Consider the following 15,136-nt stretch of genomic DNA (forward strand, 5'->3'; position numbering starts at 1 on the left):
ACCAAATATTTATTTTTTCACAATAGGAGGTTGTTACGATTGGAGTGGCTAAAAACACGAGATACAGCGAGTAACAGATACTTGCTTTCAATTCTAACGTGTCCCAGAACCCTTGGTATTGGCGTTTGCTGTGCCGCTGTACCGGCTGGTAACATAGATATAACTTTCAAACCGGCTATCCGCCGGGACAAAATCGATTCCTGGGGGCTTTAGTCCTAGGGTCGTTTTGTCTCTGAACGGAGATATATTTTGGTCACAGACTCTGCGGCGATCCTTAACAACGCCGCCAAAATATGGGAGACAGCTCTAGGGGCTCTGGAATGCCAGTTATCCCGGCCGAATTTCCGGACCTGGTACGCCAGGACTACCGGCGTGGCTTACGAAGGCGGGTGTTTCACCGTCGGCGTGCCCAACAGTTTCGTCGCCGAATACCTGGAGCAGAACCAACGCTCCTTGATCGAAAACACGCTGATGCGGCTGCTTCCGGGCAACGGCCTGCGCATCGCCTTCCAGGTAGCCGGAGGCGGCAAGGCTTTGGCGGCGGCTCCCAGGGCTGAAAACGCCTCGACCAGAGCCGAGGGGGGCTGCCGGTTCAATCCCCGCTATGATTTCGATACTTTTATCGTGGGTAACGCCAACCGGTTGGCCCACGCCGCCGCCCTATCTGCTGCCCAAAAACCGGGTGAAGGTTATAACCCTCTGTTTATCCACGGTGGATCAGGACTCGGGAAGACTCACTTGCTGCAAGCCATCGGCCAGGCTGCCGAGCGCGCCGGCAAAACCGTCCGGTACGTCTCCGGCGAGCAGTTCACCTCGGAATTTGTCGCCGCCTTGAAGGACCGTCGGGCTGACGAGTTCCGCGAAAAGTACCGCTCCGTTGATGTCCTCCTGGTCGACGATGTTCAGTTCATTGCCGGCAAAGCTCAGACCGAGGAGACTTTCTTCCATACCTTTAACGAATTGCACAATTCGGGGCGTCAGATCGTTCTTTCCGCCGACTCCCCGCCACGCGCGATTCTCCAGATGGAAGACCGCCTGCGCTCCCGTTTCGAGTGGGGATTGACCGCCGAGATCGCGCCGCCCGACGAGAAAATGCGCCTTTCCATCCTCAGAGCCAGGGCGGAAGAAGCCGGCGCCGAACTTGCGCCTGATGTCCTTGACTACATGGCTTCCGAGGTCATCCGTAATATCCGCGAACTTGAGGGGAATCTCAACCGCGTCCTGGCTTATTCAAAATTGCTCCGTTCCGCGATTACGCCTGACATGGCCCGCCGTGCCCTCAAGAACCTGGCGCTGGCCGAAGAAATTAAATCCAATGAGCCGCGGCTGCTTTTGGCGACAGTTGCCGAGTGCTTCGAATTGACCGTCGAAGACCTGTTAGGCCGCAAGCGTGACAAGGAAACCGCCGCCGCACGGCAGGTGGCGATGTTCGTGATGAAGAACCAGAAGATGTGGTCGTTGGGTGAGATCGGCAAGCTGGTTGGCGACCGCACCGCCGCCACTGTGTCTCACGCCTGCGACAAGATCGAACAAGAAGCCGAATACAATCCGCTGTTGAAGCGAAAGCTTAAAGATATCGAACAACGCCTGAACGGGAAGTGACTTAACCCGGCGCCGCTAATCCACCCGCCACCAACAGTTCCCTGTTTTTCATAATCCCACAGGTCTCGCCGTCGGCGAGGATTTTGCCCTTGCTCATGATGACCAGGCGAGGACACAAGGCTTCTATCAGTTCCAGGTCGTGAGACACGACTATCTTGGTCACATCGAGGGATTTCAGGAGTTGGATCAAGCCCCACTTGGCGGCGGGGTCCAGGTTGGAAGACGGCTCATCTAAGGCCAGGACCTCGGGTTGCATCGAGAGCACCGACGCCAACGCGATGCGTTTCTTCTCCCCGAGGCTGAGATGATGGGAACTCCGCTTCTCATAACCGGACAATCCGACGGCCGCGAGTGATTCGCCAACGCGCTTCTTGATCTCACCCTCCGGCAAGCCCATGTTGATCGGTCCGAAGGCTACGTCGTCGAAAACCTCGGGGCAGAATAATTGGTCGTCGGGATTTTGGAACACCACTCCGACCCTGGCGCGGATGGTTTTCAGATTAGCGGCGACAACCGGGATGCCGCAGACCTTCACCGCGCCATTTGTGCCGTGGATGATGCCGTTCAAATGCATCAATAGCGTCGACTTACCTGCGCCGTTAGCCCCGGCAATAGCGACACTCTCACCTTTCGCAATAGAAAGATTGATGCTTTCGAGGGCTCTGCGGCCGTCGGGGTAGGTATAGGTTAAGTCGTCTAGGCGGATGACAGGATCGTTCATCGCAGCAGGCTCAGAGCAAGGGGTAAGAGCAACAAGAGTGAAAGGGCGACGCCGGTGATCATATCGATGCGGTCCATCGCCAGTTTGTCGAGAGTGCGCGATTGCCCGTCGAAACCCCGCGCCGCCATCGCTGCGTAAACGCGCTCGCCCCGCTCGTAAGATCGGACAAATAGGCTGCCGATCATGGAGCCTACGGTTTTAGCCTGGAACCCAGTCGATGGATTACCCACCGACCGGGAGTCGCGGGCGTTCTTCATCCGCAGCACCTCATCGATCAGTAAAAACAGATACCGGTACATGAAAGATAGGATCATCACGATGACCTTGGGCGCGCCCAATCTCCCGATGCCTTTTAACAGCGCTGGCAGCGAGGTTGTGGAAGTCAATAGAATCAGAGCCAGCACTGAGAGCCAGCTCCGAGCCAGCAGTGTCCCGATGAAAATTAGCCCGCCGTCGGTTATTCCAAGGTGCCAACCGATAATGTTCAGGCTGGACAATTCTGTTCCAGGCCGGGTGAAAATGTTTACCGCGCCGAGCAACAGCACGAATGGTAGGATGATCAATGACCGCTTGATGACGTATCCTAACGGCACTTTCGAAATGGTAAAAACGGCTACAAGAATGCCGAAATAAGCCGCAAACGCTAACCAGCTTCCCGCGGGTGCTACCACGACGGCGATGATAAATAGAAGAGACAACAGAAATTTTACCCGCGGATCGCGCTGGTGGACCGGGCTCATGAGATGGCTGTATTTGTCTAAAAAGCTGTGTCTCATATCATTCCATTTTCCTCGCCCTTGATGGGAGAGGAATTAAGGGAGAGGGTGATCAGGTTCGCTTCCTGGCGATTAAACGCCCGATACCAAAGACCGCTCCGAACACCACTAGCACCCCCAGCCATCCCGCCACTATCGTGGCCACTGTCTCGTTATGAATGCCAGGGAAGAGGTAGCCCGCGGCGATCTGGAACGGCGATTGGATCGCATCCCCAATGAATCCTTGTTGATCCGCCACTTTCTCGAGCCCGTCGGGTGAACCAGATGCCAGCGGTGAGACGGTAGCAAGAAGGAGGGCGACACCCAGGCCTATCAGCCACCATTTTTTAAAACTCATATCCGCTCCATTTGGAGAACGTCGGCGCGGGACGCCATGACCGCCGAGATTACCAGGGCAGTTATCAGTCCTTCGCCGATACCGATCAGTGCGTGGATGCCCAGCATTGCGGGTCCGACCACCTCGAAAGGAGAGGCGCCCGAAGAAGCCAGTTCAAAAGCCGCCGCTAGCGCTGCCAGCATGACCGAGAACCATCCCGCGACACCGGCTCCGGCCAATTTACTTCGTCTGATGTTGGGCAGGATTTTTGTTAACACATGATAGATAAAATATGATCCGAAAACGGCGATGACGCCCATATTTAGTATGTTGGCGCCTAAGGCCGCCAGGCCGCCGTCCTGAAAAATAAGCGCCTGGGCGATGAGCACCGCCGACATGATAAGGATCCCCGCCCACGGTCCGATGAGGATGGCGCACAAAGCTGCGCCGATGAGGTGTCCTGATGTTCCCCCCGCCACCGGGAAATTGAGCATCTGGGCGGCAAAGATGAACGCCGCCAGCATGCCCATCAGCGGCACTTGCTTCTCGCCGATCTTTTTGGAAGCTACTTTAACAGCCACGCCGATCGTACCGGCCGATATGGCGCCGGTAGCGGCGAGGGTAGGGACGTTCAAAAAACCGTCTGGGATGTGCATAGACGTTTAATCCTAGTGCTTGGTGCTTTCTGCTTGGCTGCAAATGGGGCAAAGGCCGGTTATGACGTGATGGTGCATGTCGGCGATGAAACCGTATTGGTCGCGCAGAGTTTTACTTAGAACCTCTAGCGACTCTTCCGGTAATTCAGCGACCTTGCCGCAAACGCGGCATTTGAGATGATGGTGGTGGCCTTCCTCGGAGTGGTGGTAAACGTGAGCTCCATGGATTTCGGCCTTGACCACCAGCCCCAGGCTCTCCAGCAGTTCGAGGGTGCGGTAAACCGTCGATCGGTCAACTCCAGCCACCTTGTCCTTGACCTGCTCGTAGAGAGCGTCGGCGGTCAGGTGAGCCCCCTCATGGTGAAGGATATCGAGGATCACCCTCCGTTGGGGAGTGAGGCGGTAGCCCTTAGCTTTGAGGATGTTATTGCAACTCATTGTTATTGCGACTCTTTGCAATAAATTATATAAGGGGTTAGTAGTGGTTGTCAAAATGTGCTGCAACCAAAAATACGTAAGGAACTGGGTGTTTTTACGTGGAATTACTAATTGCTACTGTTTGGTTTATGGAGCAATCATACATAAGGTTAGGAAGAATGTAGTTATTTAGAAGGAGAAGTCATGAAAAAGAAACGGTTGTTGCTTTTAATCCTGGCTGGCGTATTTACCTTGACGCTGGCGCCATTGCATTCTATTGCCGCTCAATCCGGCGAGGGATTGACACCTATCCAACAACTAGGCAAATACATCTTTTTTGATACCACACTCTCGAAACCCGTTGGACAGTCTTGTGCAACCTGTCATGATCCAGGTTCGGCTTTCGCCGACCCGGAAGGAGGCGCCGTATCCCAGGGAGCGTTACAAAGTAGGGTAGGAGAGCGGAACTCACCTAGTGTCTCTTATGCGGCTTTCAGCCCGCAGATGTATTTTGATCCAAAGACTTCACCAGCCATTCCCGATGGGCAATACAAAGGTGGACTATTCTGGGATGGCCGTGCCGATACTCTGGAGGAACAGGCATTGCAGCCTTTCGTGAACCCACTCGAAATGCATAATTCAGACCTGAAGCAGGTATTCTTGGCAGTGCGCCAGTCGGATTATGCCAATTTGTTCCGTCAAGTCTTCGGCCAGAATTCGTTCGAAGATCTGGATTACGCTTCGGCATGCATCGGACAGGCTATCGCCGCTTACGAACGATCGGCTGAAGTAAACCCGTTCACTTCGAAATTTGATTATTGGAAAAAGGGCCAGGCCACTTTAACTGATACCGAATTGCGCGGTTATATGCTCTTCACCAATACGACAATGATGGGAGCCAAGTGTGCCAACTGCCATTCGGTATCTGCTAATGAAACGGTTGCTCCTTCATTGTTCACCAATTTCGGACATCAGAACCTGGGTGTTCCCGGTAATCCGGAACTGCCATTCTATTTTCTCCAAAAACCTCTCAACCCCGCAGGAACGAATTACATTGATCGCGGTTTAGGAGATTTCCTACGTAGTATCGGAGTCCCCGAAGAATTGGCCGCAAAAGAAGACGGCAGGTTTAAGATTCCGTCTCTCCGCAACTGTGCAATCACAGCTCCATACGAACATAATGGTGTCTTCACCACCCTCAGGGAGGTAGTGATGTTCAATAACACCCGGGACGTTCCTGGAGCCGGTTGGCCTGCTCCTGAAGTGGCAGAAAACGTTCATCGCCATCCTTCGATGGATAGGACCTTTGGAAAACTGGGGCTTACCGACCAGCAAGTAGATGATATTGTGGCTTTCCTGGGTACGTTGACCGACGGCTATCAGCCGTAACAATCAATATACAAAACAAGGAACATAGGGAGGGCTTTTGCCCTCCCTCTTTCTTGGCTTTGACAATTACCCAAAGGCTGTTAAATAACAGATTCTAAGCGATATCAGCCGGAATTATTGAAAACAGGAATGAATCGTGTACCTTGTCTGGCAGTAAAAGGCGGTGGCGCATGATCGCCTCGCGGACGGCTCCGGCTTTTTCGGCGGTCCTCCGGCTGGCTGTATTTTCTACCGCTGCCAGGATCTCGATGCGGTTAAACTTCAATTCGTCTATCCCGAATTTGATGAGTAGTTTTGCCGCCCGGCTCGCAGCCCCATGCCTCTGCCGACTGCTCCGGACCCAGTACCCCAGATTGGCGACCTTATCGATCGTGTTGATGTGGTTGAGCCCGCAGCCGCCGATGAATGCCCCATCTCTCGCGTCGGTGATGGCGAACTCGTAGGCTGTGCCCTCGGGCCGGGACTTCAGGGCGTTTTTGATCCAGCCTTCACTTTCGGCTATCGAATAAGCGGGGTGTGCCCACGGCATCCATAACCTCAGCGAATCCATCGTTTCCTGGACTGCGAGCATGACCTCCAGGGCGTCGGACATCCGTAGCGGGCGGAGGGTGATTAGACCATCTGTGAGTTCAGTATCTTCCATAACATTATCCTATTTGAAATATTGCAATGGCTACCTATCACTTGAACCTAATGTGAAATAATTCAATGATCATTCTAATATTTTAGTCTTCGTTATTTCACTTCTCGTTAAAGTTCGATCTTCTAATCGTTTTTCAAGGGACAAATATTGCCAATATTGAAGTATGATGCCAATAAGCAATCCTTCAGCCAGATATATCGCATAAAATTGTCTTGTCCTCTCAGGAACGATGAAATTTAATATCCCCGCCCCTATCAGTATCAGAATTACTAACGCAGCTTGGGGCCATTTACGTTTTCGCAATCTAGGAGAACCTACAGCGAGGCAAAAAGCTAGGGAAAATCCAATCCAAAAAGTTATCGAATAAATCGTAACCAGAAATAATTCTGGGCCGCGGTACATTTCATATTTAATAGTCAAATAAAAACTAAAAATAAGTGCAACGACGACGCCACTAGCTGACCATTTCAATGTCGAGCGCCCTCGAGTCCCATACAAACGACGTCTCATCCCAAAATATAAAACGGATTCAATAATGGGATCCGATATTTTTCGGAATATTTGTGCCATGGATGACAAAGTTTATCCTCTCGGCCGGAGCCTGTCGCTTGAGTCCAGCATGATAGTCACCGGGCCGTCGTTGACCAGCTCGACAAACATATGCGCCTGGAACCTACCGGTTTCCACCTTGACACCAGTCTTCCTCGCCTCCGCCACGAACTCGTCGAACATAAACTCGGCGGCCTCGGGCGGCGCCGCATCGGTGAAAGACGGCCGGCGTCCCTTACGCGTGTCGGCGATAAGTGTGAACTGGCTTATTAAAAGTAGTTCGCCCTTGACGTCGAGCAGCGACAGGTTGAACTTGGATTCGGCGTCGGCGAAGATCCTGAGGTTGACGATCTTGTTCACCAGGTAACCGATGTCGGCTTTCTCGTCCCCGACCGCCACCCCCACCAGCACCACCAGCCCGCCGCCAATGCTGCCGATGACGTCGCCATCAACAGTGACCTGAGCATGGGAGACTCTTTGGATGAGCGCTTTCATGGCCGTATTCTAGGCTATCACGGCAGCGTCTGCCACCCGATACGTTCAGACCGCCCTTGAAGCCACCAGGATATTCCAAAACACGATGATGATGTAGAAAGCCACGATTACAGCGGTGATCACCAGTGTTGGTCTTGGCGCACGGCGTGATAGATCCCAGAGGAGAATGGCCGCGAGTGCACTTGCCCCGGCCTTGATCAAGACGAATTCTCTCCTGGTTATCCAATAGGACAAGAGCAAATTGCCTTCGGTGCCGACTCCGCTTTGGACAATGAACTGGGAGATGACGGCATCTGCCACATTGAGCAATACCAGCGCCACGAGCAGAATTCTCGTTTGGCGCCGGGCTTGTTGGTCCGCAGGCGAAGCAACAGGTGTCACCCGCCATTCACCACCGGCTGAGTTCGGCGCCCCATTGCCGCGCCCGTTCGATCTCCCCGTCCTTCAGCGGTCCCTGCGTGCCCTCTACGATGAACTTTTGAGCTTCGCTGGCCTTCCGGTAGCCGAGCTTCTTCATGCTATCTTCGATGACCGGCGTCGCCTTGCCCCACGGCCCCTTCACCCGGGTTTCGAACGCGGCGAACGGCTTTTGTCCCGGTGCAAGGGCATCAAGCCAGGTCCGCATCGGGGTCTGGGACAGGTCGGGTGGAACCGAGGCGCTGCCCGGTTTCACCTGTATGCCCGCTATCATCTTTTCATTGGGCACTGAAAATCCCATTACTGGCGATCCGACCACTAGAAAATCGGCGTCTTTAATGACCTCGGGCGTTGCCTCTGAAGTCGACATCACCCGGGTCCCGGATCCCAGCCCATCCCCGATGGCGTGGGCGATAGCCTCCGTATTGCCCCACAAGGATTCATAGACCACGATCGCTTTCATCGGGCTTCTCCTTCTTTTATCAGCATCCAAAGAACATTCTATGAGCCGAGCTTAGGGATGGCAAGAGATTTTTTAGTCTTGCGACTGGAAGTTCACAAAAAAGGGGAGGAGTGCACGCTCCTCCCCTTCGACCGATCGATCGAACCGATTTATTGGACGATGATCGTACCGGTCATGCCGGGGTGAATAATGCAGTAATACGGATAGGTTCCGGCTGTGGTGAAAGTGTGGGTATAGCTGCCGCCCGGGCTGAACAGTCCGCTGTCGAACAATCCGGTGGTGCTGGTGACCGAATGTTGGACGTTGTCCGTGTTCCGCCACGTAACCGTCGTACCGACGCTGACCGTCAGTGTTGCCGGGGCGTATTTGAGGTTGTGCATATCGACGGTGTTTGGCGGTGTAGAGGACCCGCCGCAGCCCAACGGGAGCAACGTCGCCGCGATCGCGAGAGTGACGGCAAAAATCCCGAAAATCGCTTTAAAATCTTTTTTCATCGGATGCTCCATTACAATTTGATATTTTGATTATAACTTTGATTTTAATGAGCTCAAAAGTCTGCTTCCCCCAAAACGGAAGCAGCCGGCGGTCCACCGCCGGCTGCTTATCCTCAATTCAACGATTGTCTAATTCACGAATCCATCGGACAGCGTTTTCATAAAGGCCAGGATGTTGGCCTGGTCGGCCATGACCGTCATCATGCCGCCACCACCCATACCACCGCCGCCCATCCCGCCTCCACCGCCCATCATGGGCATTGTGAAGTTGAGTGTCTCCAGGTTCAGACTGACCTCGGGCGCCGGGAACAGGTTCGGGTCGGGCATCATGCCGCCGCCCATGCCTCCTCCTCCCATACCTCCGCCGCCACCCATGCCGCCGCCCATCATCGCCTCCATATGGGCACGCCAGGTATAGAATAGGACGACTTCTTCAAGGTTCTTGAAGTAGCCGTTGTGCATGTACGCTTTGAGGAAATCGGCGCTAGGCCTCAGGTCGACGTTACGCAGCGTCGGCACCTTGAACTTACCCAGGTTGGCTTCCCAGGTCGGGTCATTGATGCTCTTCAGGAAGGCGCCCAGACCGTAGTCGAGCCACGCTGCCCCTTCCGGATTGTACCTGCTGTCAGCCGTGTAAAAGGGGTTGGCCGGGTTCTTGGGTACGCCGATGTTATGGTAGCTGTAGTCGGTGAATACCGGCTTGGCGTCCATGGAAGAACCCATCGAATGGCAGCGAACGCAGTCGCCGCGAGAAGGATCGTTGAAAGCCGCCAAACCCTGCAGTTCTTCGTCTGAAAATCCGAGGTTGCGGAAGTTCTGCCAGAAGTAGGGCGAAGCCGCCGGTGTTATCCTGACACCGGAGGAACCGAAGCCGGGCCTATAGTTCGTTCCCCCATTAGTAACCGTGATCGAGACGACAACACCGTCAACTACGGTAGCATAAGCTGTGGCGCCTGAGCCCATCATGCCATTCCCGAAACTGATGGCAGGTGCCGCCACGTAGCCGGAGCCGCCATTAGTAACGGTGACGGCGGTGATTACCCCACCGACCACTGTGGATGTAGCCGTCGCCCCGCTGCCCATCCCGGCACTGGAGAAGCCGATCTTGGTGACGTCGAGGCCTGCCGTTTTAGCGTTGGCCCAGAATACATCGAACTTGGAACTGAAAGGGCTGACTTCTGGGCTTTCTTCGAACGCCGCGATGGCCTCAGCCACCCGGGCGTAAGTCAGGTCGAGGTGGCTGTTGATAAAGCTTTCCTTGATTGAGTTTTTGCCGAACACTTCCTCAAACAGACCTGCGTACTCGGAATGCGCCACCCCCAGGCACACCACCCGAGCGGACGGCATTGCCTGCTCCAGGGGGTTCAGGAATGGCCCCTGGGCCTGCTCGGCCAGCGGATCATCGAGAGTCCAGCCCGTAGCCCGGCCGTCGTAGAACATGCCGCCGATCCAATTGCCGTTCGCATCTTGATGCAGTAATGGGCTGTCTCCGGCATAAGCCGCTGACGGCGGTTTTCTGTTGCCCGCCCGCCCCTCGATCGCGCCGGGGTAAATCGCCTGGGTGTCATTGATCGCGGAATCCGGACCGGTATAGCCGGTGGACGGATCGTGGCAGGTAGCGCACGACATGTTGTTGCCGCTGGAAAGATTGGTGTCAAAGAACAGGTACTTGCCCAGCAAGACCTTCTGCTGGGTCGGGGTGAGCCCGCTCCAGTCCTCGACCGCCGAGGCTTCGACTGGCGCCAGCGCCAGCATCAGACCGACGACCGCCGCCGCCATGATCAGCTTCCTTCGCTTCATACTTCCTCCCTTGAAACCACTGTAACTCTGGTGGTCTTTCACTGATATCATTTTATGGAAGGTTGTATGTCGATAACAATCCGTAAAGGTACTAGTTTTTTTACCCCATTCGCTACGTACTTAGACCTAATACTATATCCGAATATGTCCGAGCCTTCGGGCTTTTTTCAGTCTGTTATTATGGTCCCGAGTCAAGCATCGAACCCTCTTGACTTACCGATCAAACGGAAATATGATGAATTACCAATGGCGTGAGGTGGATCATGAAAAAGAGAATTACGCTGGCCCTTATTTCTCTCGTCCTCGCCCTAATCCTCGTTGCCCCCGTAGTTGTCTCCGCAGCGGATCAGGGTAAAGGTCCCCCGGATTTGGAACGCATCGTATTTATCCATTCCAAGTTCCAGGATGTTAAACCCGGCGGTAATACTTCCAAGAACCCTGCGCTTTATTCTTACAGCCGCTACCACTGGTCATCGCCGACGATTCCCTACTATTACAATCCCTCCGGCAGCCCCGTCACCAATGCGGAACAGGGTGTCACAACGTCTTTTGCCACCTGGAACGACACTGCCTCAAGCGTCTACTTCGATTATAAAGGGATAACAACTGCGTATGTACCGGGGGTTGATGTCGCCTTGCCGGATTATAAAAACGTGGTAGGGTGGGCGAAATTGAACGATCCGGACACAATCGGTCTCACAATAATATGGTCGAATTCCAAGACCAAACTTGTTGTTGACGTCGATACCGTTTTTAATCTTGATTCATGGTTGACCTGGTCCCAGACATCCGTGTCCGGCGATCCAGATACCGCCCCACTCCTCACCAACACCTCCGCTTACGATTGCGACGTCCAAGGTATCATGACCCATGAAGCGGGCCATTGGCTGGTGCTGAATGACCTGTATACCAATGCTGCCGCCGCGCAGACGATGTACGGCTACGCCTCGGACAGGGAAGTGAAAAAGCGCAGCCTTGAAAGCGGCGATATCGCCGGTGTGTTGAAAATCTATCCGTAAGGTAAACCGAAAACCGGTTGAAAAAGTGAGGGAGCCTGGAAAGGCTCCCTCACTTTTTAACTTTCGATATGCCAATTAAATAGTTAGCATTTCTGCAAACTGTAAACTGTCTACCGTCCACTGACCAACAAGTGCCCCGCTTAGTTGGTCTTCAACCACTCCGCCAGGATCGAATGCTGTTCTGTGGTTAGATTCTTGGCCGTTTTATGATCGACCAAAAACGCCACCAGGCTGGTCTGGGTGAAATCTTTGAGTTCCGGCGCCGTGATGTTCGGACCGTGGCCGCCCGTCCGGTCGGATTCATGGCAGGACGCGCAGTCGTTGGAGAAGATCTGGGTCGCGTCGGCTAAATCGATCGGAGATACCGTCTTAGGCACACACGCCGTAACCAGACCGCCGAAAATCAGGATGACCACCGGGACGATAATATAAAGCGCTTTCTTTCGCATTGAATCCTCTGTCGGTTTATAGATGAATGAGAGACTATTATAACTTGCCGAAGGCGCCAGAACCAAACATCGTTTTAAAACTAAAGGGCACGCCCCGCGTGCCCCTCCCCAAGTGTCCGAATGGGTGACTTTATTTCACGAATATCGTGCCGGTCATTCCCCCCTGGATTTTGCAGTGGTAGTAGTAAGTCCCCGTTGAGAGGAACGTGTAGGTATAACTGTCGCCGGGGCTGAACAACCCGCTGTCGAAAAGTCCGGTATCGCTGGTGACCGAATGCACATTACTTTCGGTATTCTTCCAGGTTACGGCTGTCCCGACTTTTACCGTCAGCGCCGCCGGCAAATATTGAAGGCGGTACATTTCCACCGTCTGGGCCGAAACCTGGGAGCTGCAGGCCTCCGGGATCAGCATGGCGGCAAGCACCATAATGGTCGCTGCCAGCAGAGAAAATGTCGCCTTGAGGTTCTTCCCCACAACCGGCTCCTTAATCGCCGGATAATTATAGCACTGCCGTATATCCCCTGTTTCCAAACATTAGCCCATCCGCAACGACCCAGGTATCCATTGTCATTGCGGGGCTTACCCTTCCGCTTTGCTCTGGCCCTCGACCGAGGGCTTTGCAGACTCTCAGCAGCCCGGCTCGCCAGGGTGGCCGCAGCAATCCTGGTGCTTGGTGATCTTGATCTTGGTATTTCTCATCGCCAGGTAAACCTTTCGGCGGAACGGCATGTCGACAGCCCAGTTATTGAAGAATGCTTTCAGACTTGGCATACAAGCCCTCTCTTTTTGTAGCCATTGTACCCCACCGCCAATCCCTCCCCAAATCTGTCTTTGCGAGACCTGCTTATTAATTCATCCCTCGCCCCCAGAGTGGGAGAGGTTCGAGGGTGTCGGCAAATGGCATTACCCTATTCTGAGCCTGTCGAGGGGGTAACAATCGTCCCCGAATAGTACACCGATCCCAAATATAAGGGGCTCGCCACGCGAGCCCCTTACGAACCGTTATTCCTTTTTCCGTGTCCTATTCGCCTGAACCACCCACGTTGTCATCCTCACACCCGGACATATGCTTTTCAAAGAAGGAAAGGAAAATATTTGCCGTACTTCAACGTTGTACGGGCTTATTTCCGTATGCAAGTGTCATCGCAAAGCTCCAACCCGGTGCCTCAGAATCTCCGGCTAAAGCGTGAGCGAATGATATTTTATATATAACTACATCTTGGTTTTGAGATCTCAACCAATCATTAACCTTTTTGTCGAGTTTCTCTTCCTCTGGGGCTTGGAAGGATACAACGCGAAAATCACTAGCTCGTAACGGTTCTGAAAACATGTTTCTCTCCTTATAGCTTAATTCACAAATTCCGGAGCCTTATTAATAATTATTGAATGAATAGCGCAATAATCGCGCTTATCAATGCGATTAATATGGCCCAAAAGACCTTCCCCCACGTCTCGAGTTGCGCAACCCGTTTATCAACATCGGAGAGTGATGCGCTTGTTCCTCTTAACGATGTCACAATTTCGACAGGAAGTGCTTTGTAACCTGGTTTATTATAGGGCTTTTCTGCGTCCTTCGATAGTTCATAGAAGAAAATCATGAATGTCTTTTCTCGGTATTTAAGAACCACGTCTGTTGGGCCAGCGTTGTAAACAGAAAAAACGATTTTTCCTTCATAACCTGGATCGACATGAAAACCCGAAACATTGATCAAGCCTCGCGCTTTCTTCCGAAATTTGACCGAGATCAATCCCAAATAGTTTTTAGGGAGTTTGATAGTTTCATAAGTGTGAAGCAGCGCAAATTGACCTCTTGGAATACTTACAAAAGGTTTCTCTTGCGTTAGCTTCTGGGGGTATTCTTCTCGGCTAATGTATACTTCATCTCCAAGGCTGAGATCATAAGAGGCCCTTTCCGCCGCATTATCATCAAATTCACTCAAATGGTTTGGAAATAACTCAGATCGTTTTTCGATAATATCGCGATCAGTCAAAAACCCTGGCATTTGGTCACCTACCCTTTAGTCAACTATTTGGGACAATAGCACTAATACGACCACTGCCACTGCCCCAACTCCCAAAGACAAAGCTAGCCGCAGCATGAACTGGACAACGCGATAGTCGCGACGCTCTCCTAATAAAGGGCTATTCGCTAAAGCGATAATTAAATAAATTGCGCCACCAAGCAATATGACAAAATACAGACTTCCAAGATATAGAGTATAGTCAATATCCAATCCGGTTAATTGGGGGGCTAATAGCCCTAACAAAACGAGTCCTAGTACAATAACTACCTCCCACCACCTGGGGCGAATAATATTATTCTGTTCTGATTCGCTAGGTTCGTTATTTGCCATTGTCTATCTCCGTTGTAGCATTCCGGGTTATCTTGCCAAGGACTTGATAATCAACGCATTGCTGGCATTTTGATCTTTGAGAAAACACTCGTGGGCTTGGATGAAATAATGGCAACAGAATGCAATTACGCCAATTTATGGGTTCCGCTACGCTTGAACTCAATGTTACAGTATGGGGTTCGATGACCGCCAATGCCTTTAAAGCTATCCTACCAAGAGGAACAATAAATGCAGGGGACAAAATATCAATTGTTTCTCTCAGAAAATCAGAACAATTGAATATCTCAGCTTTGGTCGGTGTGTCATTAACCCCAATCTGATTAATGGGATTACAGAGGATTGCGTTTGTGATAAAGACTTTAGTACGGTCAATTTCCGCAGATTCTAAAAAAGAAGCGAAATTCCTGCCAGTTTGATCTCCAAAAAGAGGAATCCCATACTTTTCTGCGCCCAAGCGCCCTGGGGCCTCGGCGATAAACATAACCTGGGCGTCCAATGGTCCATTAGATGGTCCAAGAACACGACGGCGCCCATTCATCCGGGGGCATTTGCTACAAATCTGCGCCCGCTTTACA

General features: G+C 52.6%; 22 protein-coding genes. 3 read left to right on the top strand and 19 right to left on the bottom strand.

All coding sequences use genetic code 11. From position 1 onward, the window contains the following. Positions 1-249: 249 nt before the first annotated feature. Complete coding sequence (gene dnaA, locus HX448_RS00005; RefSeq protein WP_226846776.1) at positions 250-1,602, top strand: chromosomal replication initiator protein DnaA; 1,353 nt, start codon at positions 250-252, stop codon at positions 1,600-1,602. A gap of 1 nt (position 1,603) precedes the next feature. Here the strand turns inward: dnaA and HX448_RS00010 are convergent, their stop codons facing one another. From HX448_RS00010 to HX448_RS00030, 5 genes are read right to left on the bottom strand one after another with little or no spacing between them, the layout of a single operon-like run. Further along, positions 1,604-2,323, bottom strand: coding sequence for an energy-coupling factor ABC transporter ATP-binding protein (locus tag HX448_RS00010; RefSeq protein ID WP_102330882.1), 720 nt, complete (start codon positions 2,321-2,323; stop codon positions 1,604-1,606). After that, positions 2,320-3,099 (bottom strand): cobalt ECF transporter T component CbiQ, encoded by a 780-nt coding sequence (gene cbiQ, locus HX448_RS00015; protein ID WP_102330881.1) that lies wholly within the window; start codon positions 3,097-3,099, stop codon positions 2,320-2,322. Before cbiQ ends, HX448_RS00010 begins: the two co-directional genes overlap by 4 nt. 52 nt (positions 3,100-3,151) lie before the next feature. Then, the gene (locus HX448_RS00020; protein WP_102330880.1) at positions 3,152-3,436 is read right to left on the bottom strand and encodes a PDGLE domain-containing protein; all 285 of its coding nucleotides are present in this window, start codon (positions 3,434-3,436) and stop codon (positions 3,152-3,154) included. Continuing rightward, complete coding sequence (locus HX448_RS00025) at positions 3,433-4,071, bottom strand: energy-coupling factor ABC transporter permease (protein WP_102330879.1); 639 nt, start codon at positions 4,069-4,071, stop codon at positions 3,433-3,435. Before HX448_RS00025 ends, HX448_RS00020 begins: the two co-directional genes overlap by 4 nt. A gap of 12 nt (positions 4,072-4,083) precedes the next feature. Further along, positions 4,084-4,509: a Fur family transcriptional regulator gene (locus HX448_RS00030; RefSeq protein ID WP_102330878.1), complete on the bottom strand. Its 426-nt coding sequence runs from the start codon at positions 4,507-4,509 to the stop codon at positions 4,084-4,086. A gap of 183 nt (positions 4,510-4,692) precedes the next feature. Between HX448_RS00030 and HX448_RS00035 the strand changes: the two genes are divergently transcribed. Then, entirely contained in the window at positions 4,693-5,877 is a 1,185-nt protein-coding gene (locus tag HX448_RS00035) for a cytochrome-c peroxidase (RefSeq protein ID WP_102330877.1), read from the top strand. A 94-nt stretch (positions 5,878-5,971) separates the two neighbouring features. Here the strand turns inward: HX448_RS00035 and HX448_RS00040 are convergent, their stop codons facing one another. The 7 genes from HX448_RS00040 to HX448_RS10560 form a co-directional block, all read right to left on the bottom strand. Continuing rightward, positions 5,972-6,520, bottom strand: coding sequence for a GNAT family N-acetyltransferase (locus HX448_RS00040; protein WP_102330876.1), 549 nt, complete (start codon positions 6,518-6,520; stop codon positions 5,972-5,974). 69 nt (positions 6,521-6,589) lie between these two features. Beyond that, on the bottom strand, positions 6,590-7,090 hold the full coding sequence (locus tag HX448_RS00045; protein ID WP_102330875.1) for a hypothetical protein: 501 nt from the start codon (positions 7,088-7,090) through the stop codon (positions 6,590-6,592). Between the two features lie 12 nt (positions 7,091-7,102). After that, entirely contained in the window at positions 7,103-7,564 is a 462-nt protein-coding gene (gene dtd, locus HX448_RS00050) for a D-aminoacyl-tRNA deacylase (protein ID WP_102330874.1), read from the bottom strand. Positions 7,565-7,609: 45 nt separating this feature from the next. Then, complete coding sequence (locus HX448_RS00055; protein ID WP_162485927.1) at positions 7,610-7,945, bottom strand: DUF5658 family protein; 336 nt, start codon at positions 7,943-7,945, stop codon at positions 7,610-7,612. Positions 7,946-7,952: 7 nt separating this feature from the next. Next, the gene (locus HX448_RS00060; protein WP_102330872.1) at positions 7,953-8,444 is read right to left on the bottom strand and encodes a flavodoxin family protein; all 492 of its coding nucleotides are present in this window, start codon (positions 8,442-8,444) and stop codon (positions 7,953-7,955) included. Positions 8,445-8,593: 149 nt separating this feature from the next. Beyond that, on the bottom strand, positions 8,594-8,938 hold the full coding sequence (locus tag HX448_RS00065) for a cupredoxin domain-containing protein (RefSeq protein ID WP_102330871.1): 345 nt from the start codon (positions 8,936-8,938) through the stop codon (positions 8,594-8,596). Between the two features lie 129 nt (positions 8,939-9,067). Further along, entirely contained in the window at positions 9,068-10,738 is a 1,671-nt protein-coding gene (locus HX448_RS10560; RefSeq protein WP_264294067.1) for a cytochrome-c peroxidase, read from the bottom strand. Positions 10,739-11,001: 263 nt separating this feature from the next. On the opposite strand from HX448_RS10560, the gene HX448_RS00075 reads away from it, so the two are divergent. Next, entirely contained in the window at positions 11,002-11,757 is a 756-nt protein-coding gene (locus HX448_RS00075) for a zinc metalloprotease (RefSeq protein ID WP_102330870.1), read from the top strand. A gap of 140 nt (positions 11,758-11,897) precedes the next feature. On the opposite strand, the gene HX448_RS00080 is transcribed toward HX448_RS00075, so the two are convergent. The 7 genes from HX448_RS00080 to HX448_RS00110 all read right to left on the bottom strand — a co-directional run bounded on the left by HX448_RS00080 (position 11,898) and on the right by HX448_RS00110 (position 15,057). Continuing rightward, complete coding sequence (locus HX448_RS00080) at positions 11,898-12,206, bottom strand: c-type cytochrome (protein ID WP_102330869.1); 309 nt, start codon at positions 12,204-12,206, stop codon at positions 11,898-11,900. A gap of 130 nt (positions 12,207-12,336) precedes the next feature. Further along, positions 12,337-12,681 carry a cupredoxin domain-containing protein gene (locus tag HX448_RS00085; protein ID WP_226846778.1) on the bottom strand — a complete coding sequence of 115 codons (345 nt, stop codon included), beginning with the start codon at positions 12,679-12,681 and terminating at the stop codon, positions 12,337-12,339. Between the two features lie 153 nt (positions 12,682-12,834). Next, positions 12,835-12,978, bottom strand: a complete 144-nt coding sequence (locus HX448_RS00090; RefSeq protein WP_190259878.1) for a hypothetical protein — start codon at positions 12,976-12,978, stop codon at positions 12,835-12,837. Between the two features lie 334 nt (positions 12,979-13,312). Then, entirely contained in the window at positions 13,313-13,537 is a 225-nt protein-coding gene (locus tag HX448_RS00095; RefSeq protein WP_102330868.1) for a hypothetical protein, read from the bottom strand. 49 nt (positions 13,538-13,586) lie between these two features. Continuing rightward, positions 13,587-14,210 carry a dCTP deaminase gene (locus tag HX448_RS00100; RefSeq protein ID WP_102330867.1) on the bottom strand — a complete coding sequence of 208 codons (624 nt, stop codon included), beginning with the start codon at positions 14,208-14,210 and terminating at the stop codon, positions 13,587-13,589. 15 nt (positions 14,211-14,225) lie between these two features. Then, complete coding sequence (locus HX448_RS00105) at positions 14,226-14,561, bottom strand: hypothetical protein (RefSeq protein WP_102330866.1); 336 nt, start codon at positions 14,559-14,561, stop codon at positions 14,226-14,228. Then, the gene (locus HX448_RS00110) at positions 14,551-15,057 is read right to left on the bottom strand and encodes a uracil-DNA glycosylase family protein (RefSeq protein WP_162485926.1); all 507 of its coding nucleotides are present in this window, start codon (positions 15,055-15,057) and stop codon (positions 14,551-14,553) included. Before HX448_RS00110 ends, HX448_RS00105 begins: the two co-directional genes overlap by 11 nt. Between the last annotated feature and the right edge of the window lie 79 nt (positions 15,058-15,136).

This window comes from Dehalogenimonas etheniformans (assembly GCF_014672715.2).
Lineage (GTDB): Bacteria > Chloroflexota > Dehalococcoidia > Dehalococcoidales > Dehalococcoidaceae > Dehalogenimonas > Dehalogenimonas etheniformans.

Bases quoted from the DNA above. Each gene is read 5' to 3' on its own strand.
- HX448_RS00010 (WP_102330882.1), bottom strand. From the start codon at position 2,323: ATGAACGATCCTGTCATCCGCCTAGACGACTTAACCTATACCTACCCC.
- cbiQ (WP_102330881.1), bottom strand. From the start codon at position 3,099: ATGAGACACAGCTTTTTAGACAAATACAGCCATCTCATGAGCCCGGTC.
- HX448_RS00020 (WP_102330880.1), bottom strand. From the start codon at position 3,436: ATGAGTTTTAAAAAATGGTGGCTGATAGGCCTGGGTGTCGCCCTCCTT.
- HX448_RS00025 (WP_102330879.1), bottom strand. From the start codon at position 4,071: ATGCACATCCCAGACGGTTTTTTGAACGTCCCTACCCTCGCCGCTACC.
- HX448_RS00030 (WP_102330878.1), bottom strand. From the start codon at position 4,509: ATGAGTTGCAATAACATCCTCAAAGCTAAGGGCTACCGCCTCACTCCC.
- HX448_RS00035 (WP_102330877.1), top strand. From the start codon at position 4,693: ATGAAAAAGAAACGGTTGTTGCTTTTAATCCTGGCTGGCGTATTTACC.
- HX448_RS00040 (WP_102330876.1), bottom strand. From the start codon at position 6,520: ATGGAAGATACTGAACTCACAGATGGTCTAATCACCCTCCGCCCGCTA.
- HX448_RS00045 (WP_102330875.1), bottom strand. From the start codon at position 7,090: ATGGCACAAATATTCCGAAAAATATCGGATCCCATTATTGAATCCGTT.
- dtd (WP_102330874.1), bottom strand. From the start codon at position 7,564: ATGAAAGCGCTCATCCAAAGAGTCTCCCATGCTCAGGTCACTGTTGAT.
- HX448_RS00060 (WP_102330872.1), bottom strand. From the start codon at position 8,444: ATGAAAGCGATCGTGGTCTATGAATCCTTGTGGGGCAATACGGAGGCT.
- HX448_RS00065 (WP_102330871.1), bottom strand. From the start codon at position 8,938: ATGAAAAAAGATTTTAAAGCGATTTTCGGGATTTTTGCCGTCACTCTC.
- HX448_RS10560 (WP_264294067.1), bottom strand. From the start codon at position 10,738: ATGAAGCGAAGGAAGCTGATCATGGCGGCGGCGGTCGTCGGTCTGATG.
- HX448_RS00075 (WP_102330870.1), top strand. From the start codon at position 11,002: ATGAAAAAGAGAATTACGCTGGCCCTTATTTCTCTCGTCCTCGCCCTA.
- HX448_RS00080 (WP_102330869.1), bottom strand. From the start codon at position 12,206: ATGCGAAAGAAAGCGCTTTATATTATCGTCCCGGTGGTCATCCTGATT.
- HX448_RS00090 (WP_190259878.1), bottom strand. From the start codon at position 12,978: ATGCCAAGTCTGAAAGCATTCTTCAATAACTGGGCTGTCGACATGCCG.
- HX448_RS00095 (WP_102330868.1), bottom strand. From the start codon at position 13,537: ATGTTTTCAGAACCGTTACGAGCTAGTGATTTTCGCGTTGTATCCTTC.
- HX448_RS00100 (WP_102330867.1), bottom strand. From the start codon at position 14,210: ATGCCAGGGTTTTTGACTGATCGCGATATTATCGAAAAACGATCTGAG.
- HX448_RS00105 (WP_102330866.1), bottom strand. From the start codon at position 14,561: ATGGCAAATAACGAACCTAGCGAATCAGAACAGAATAATATTATTCGC.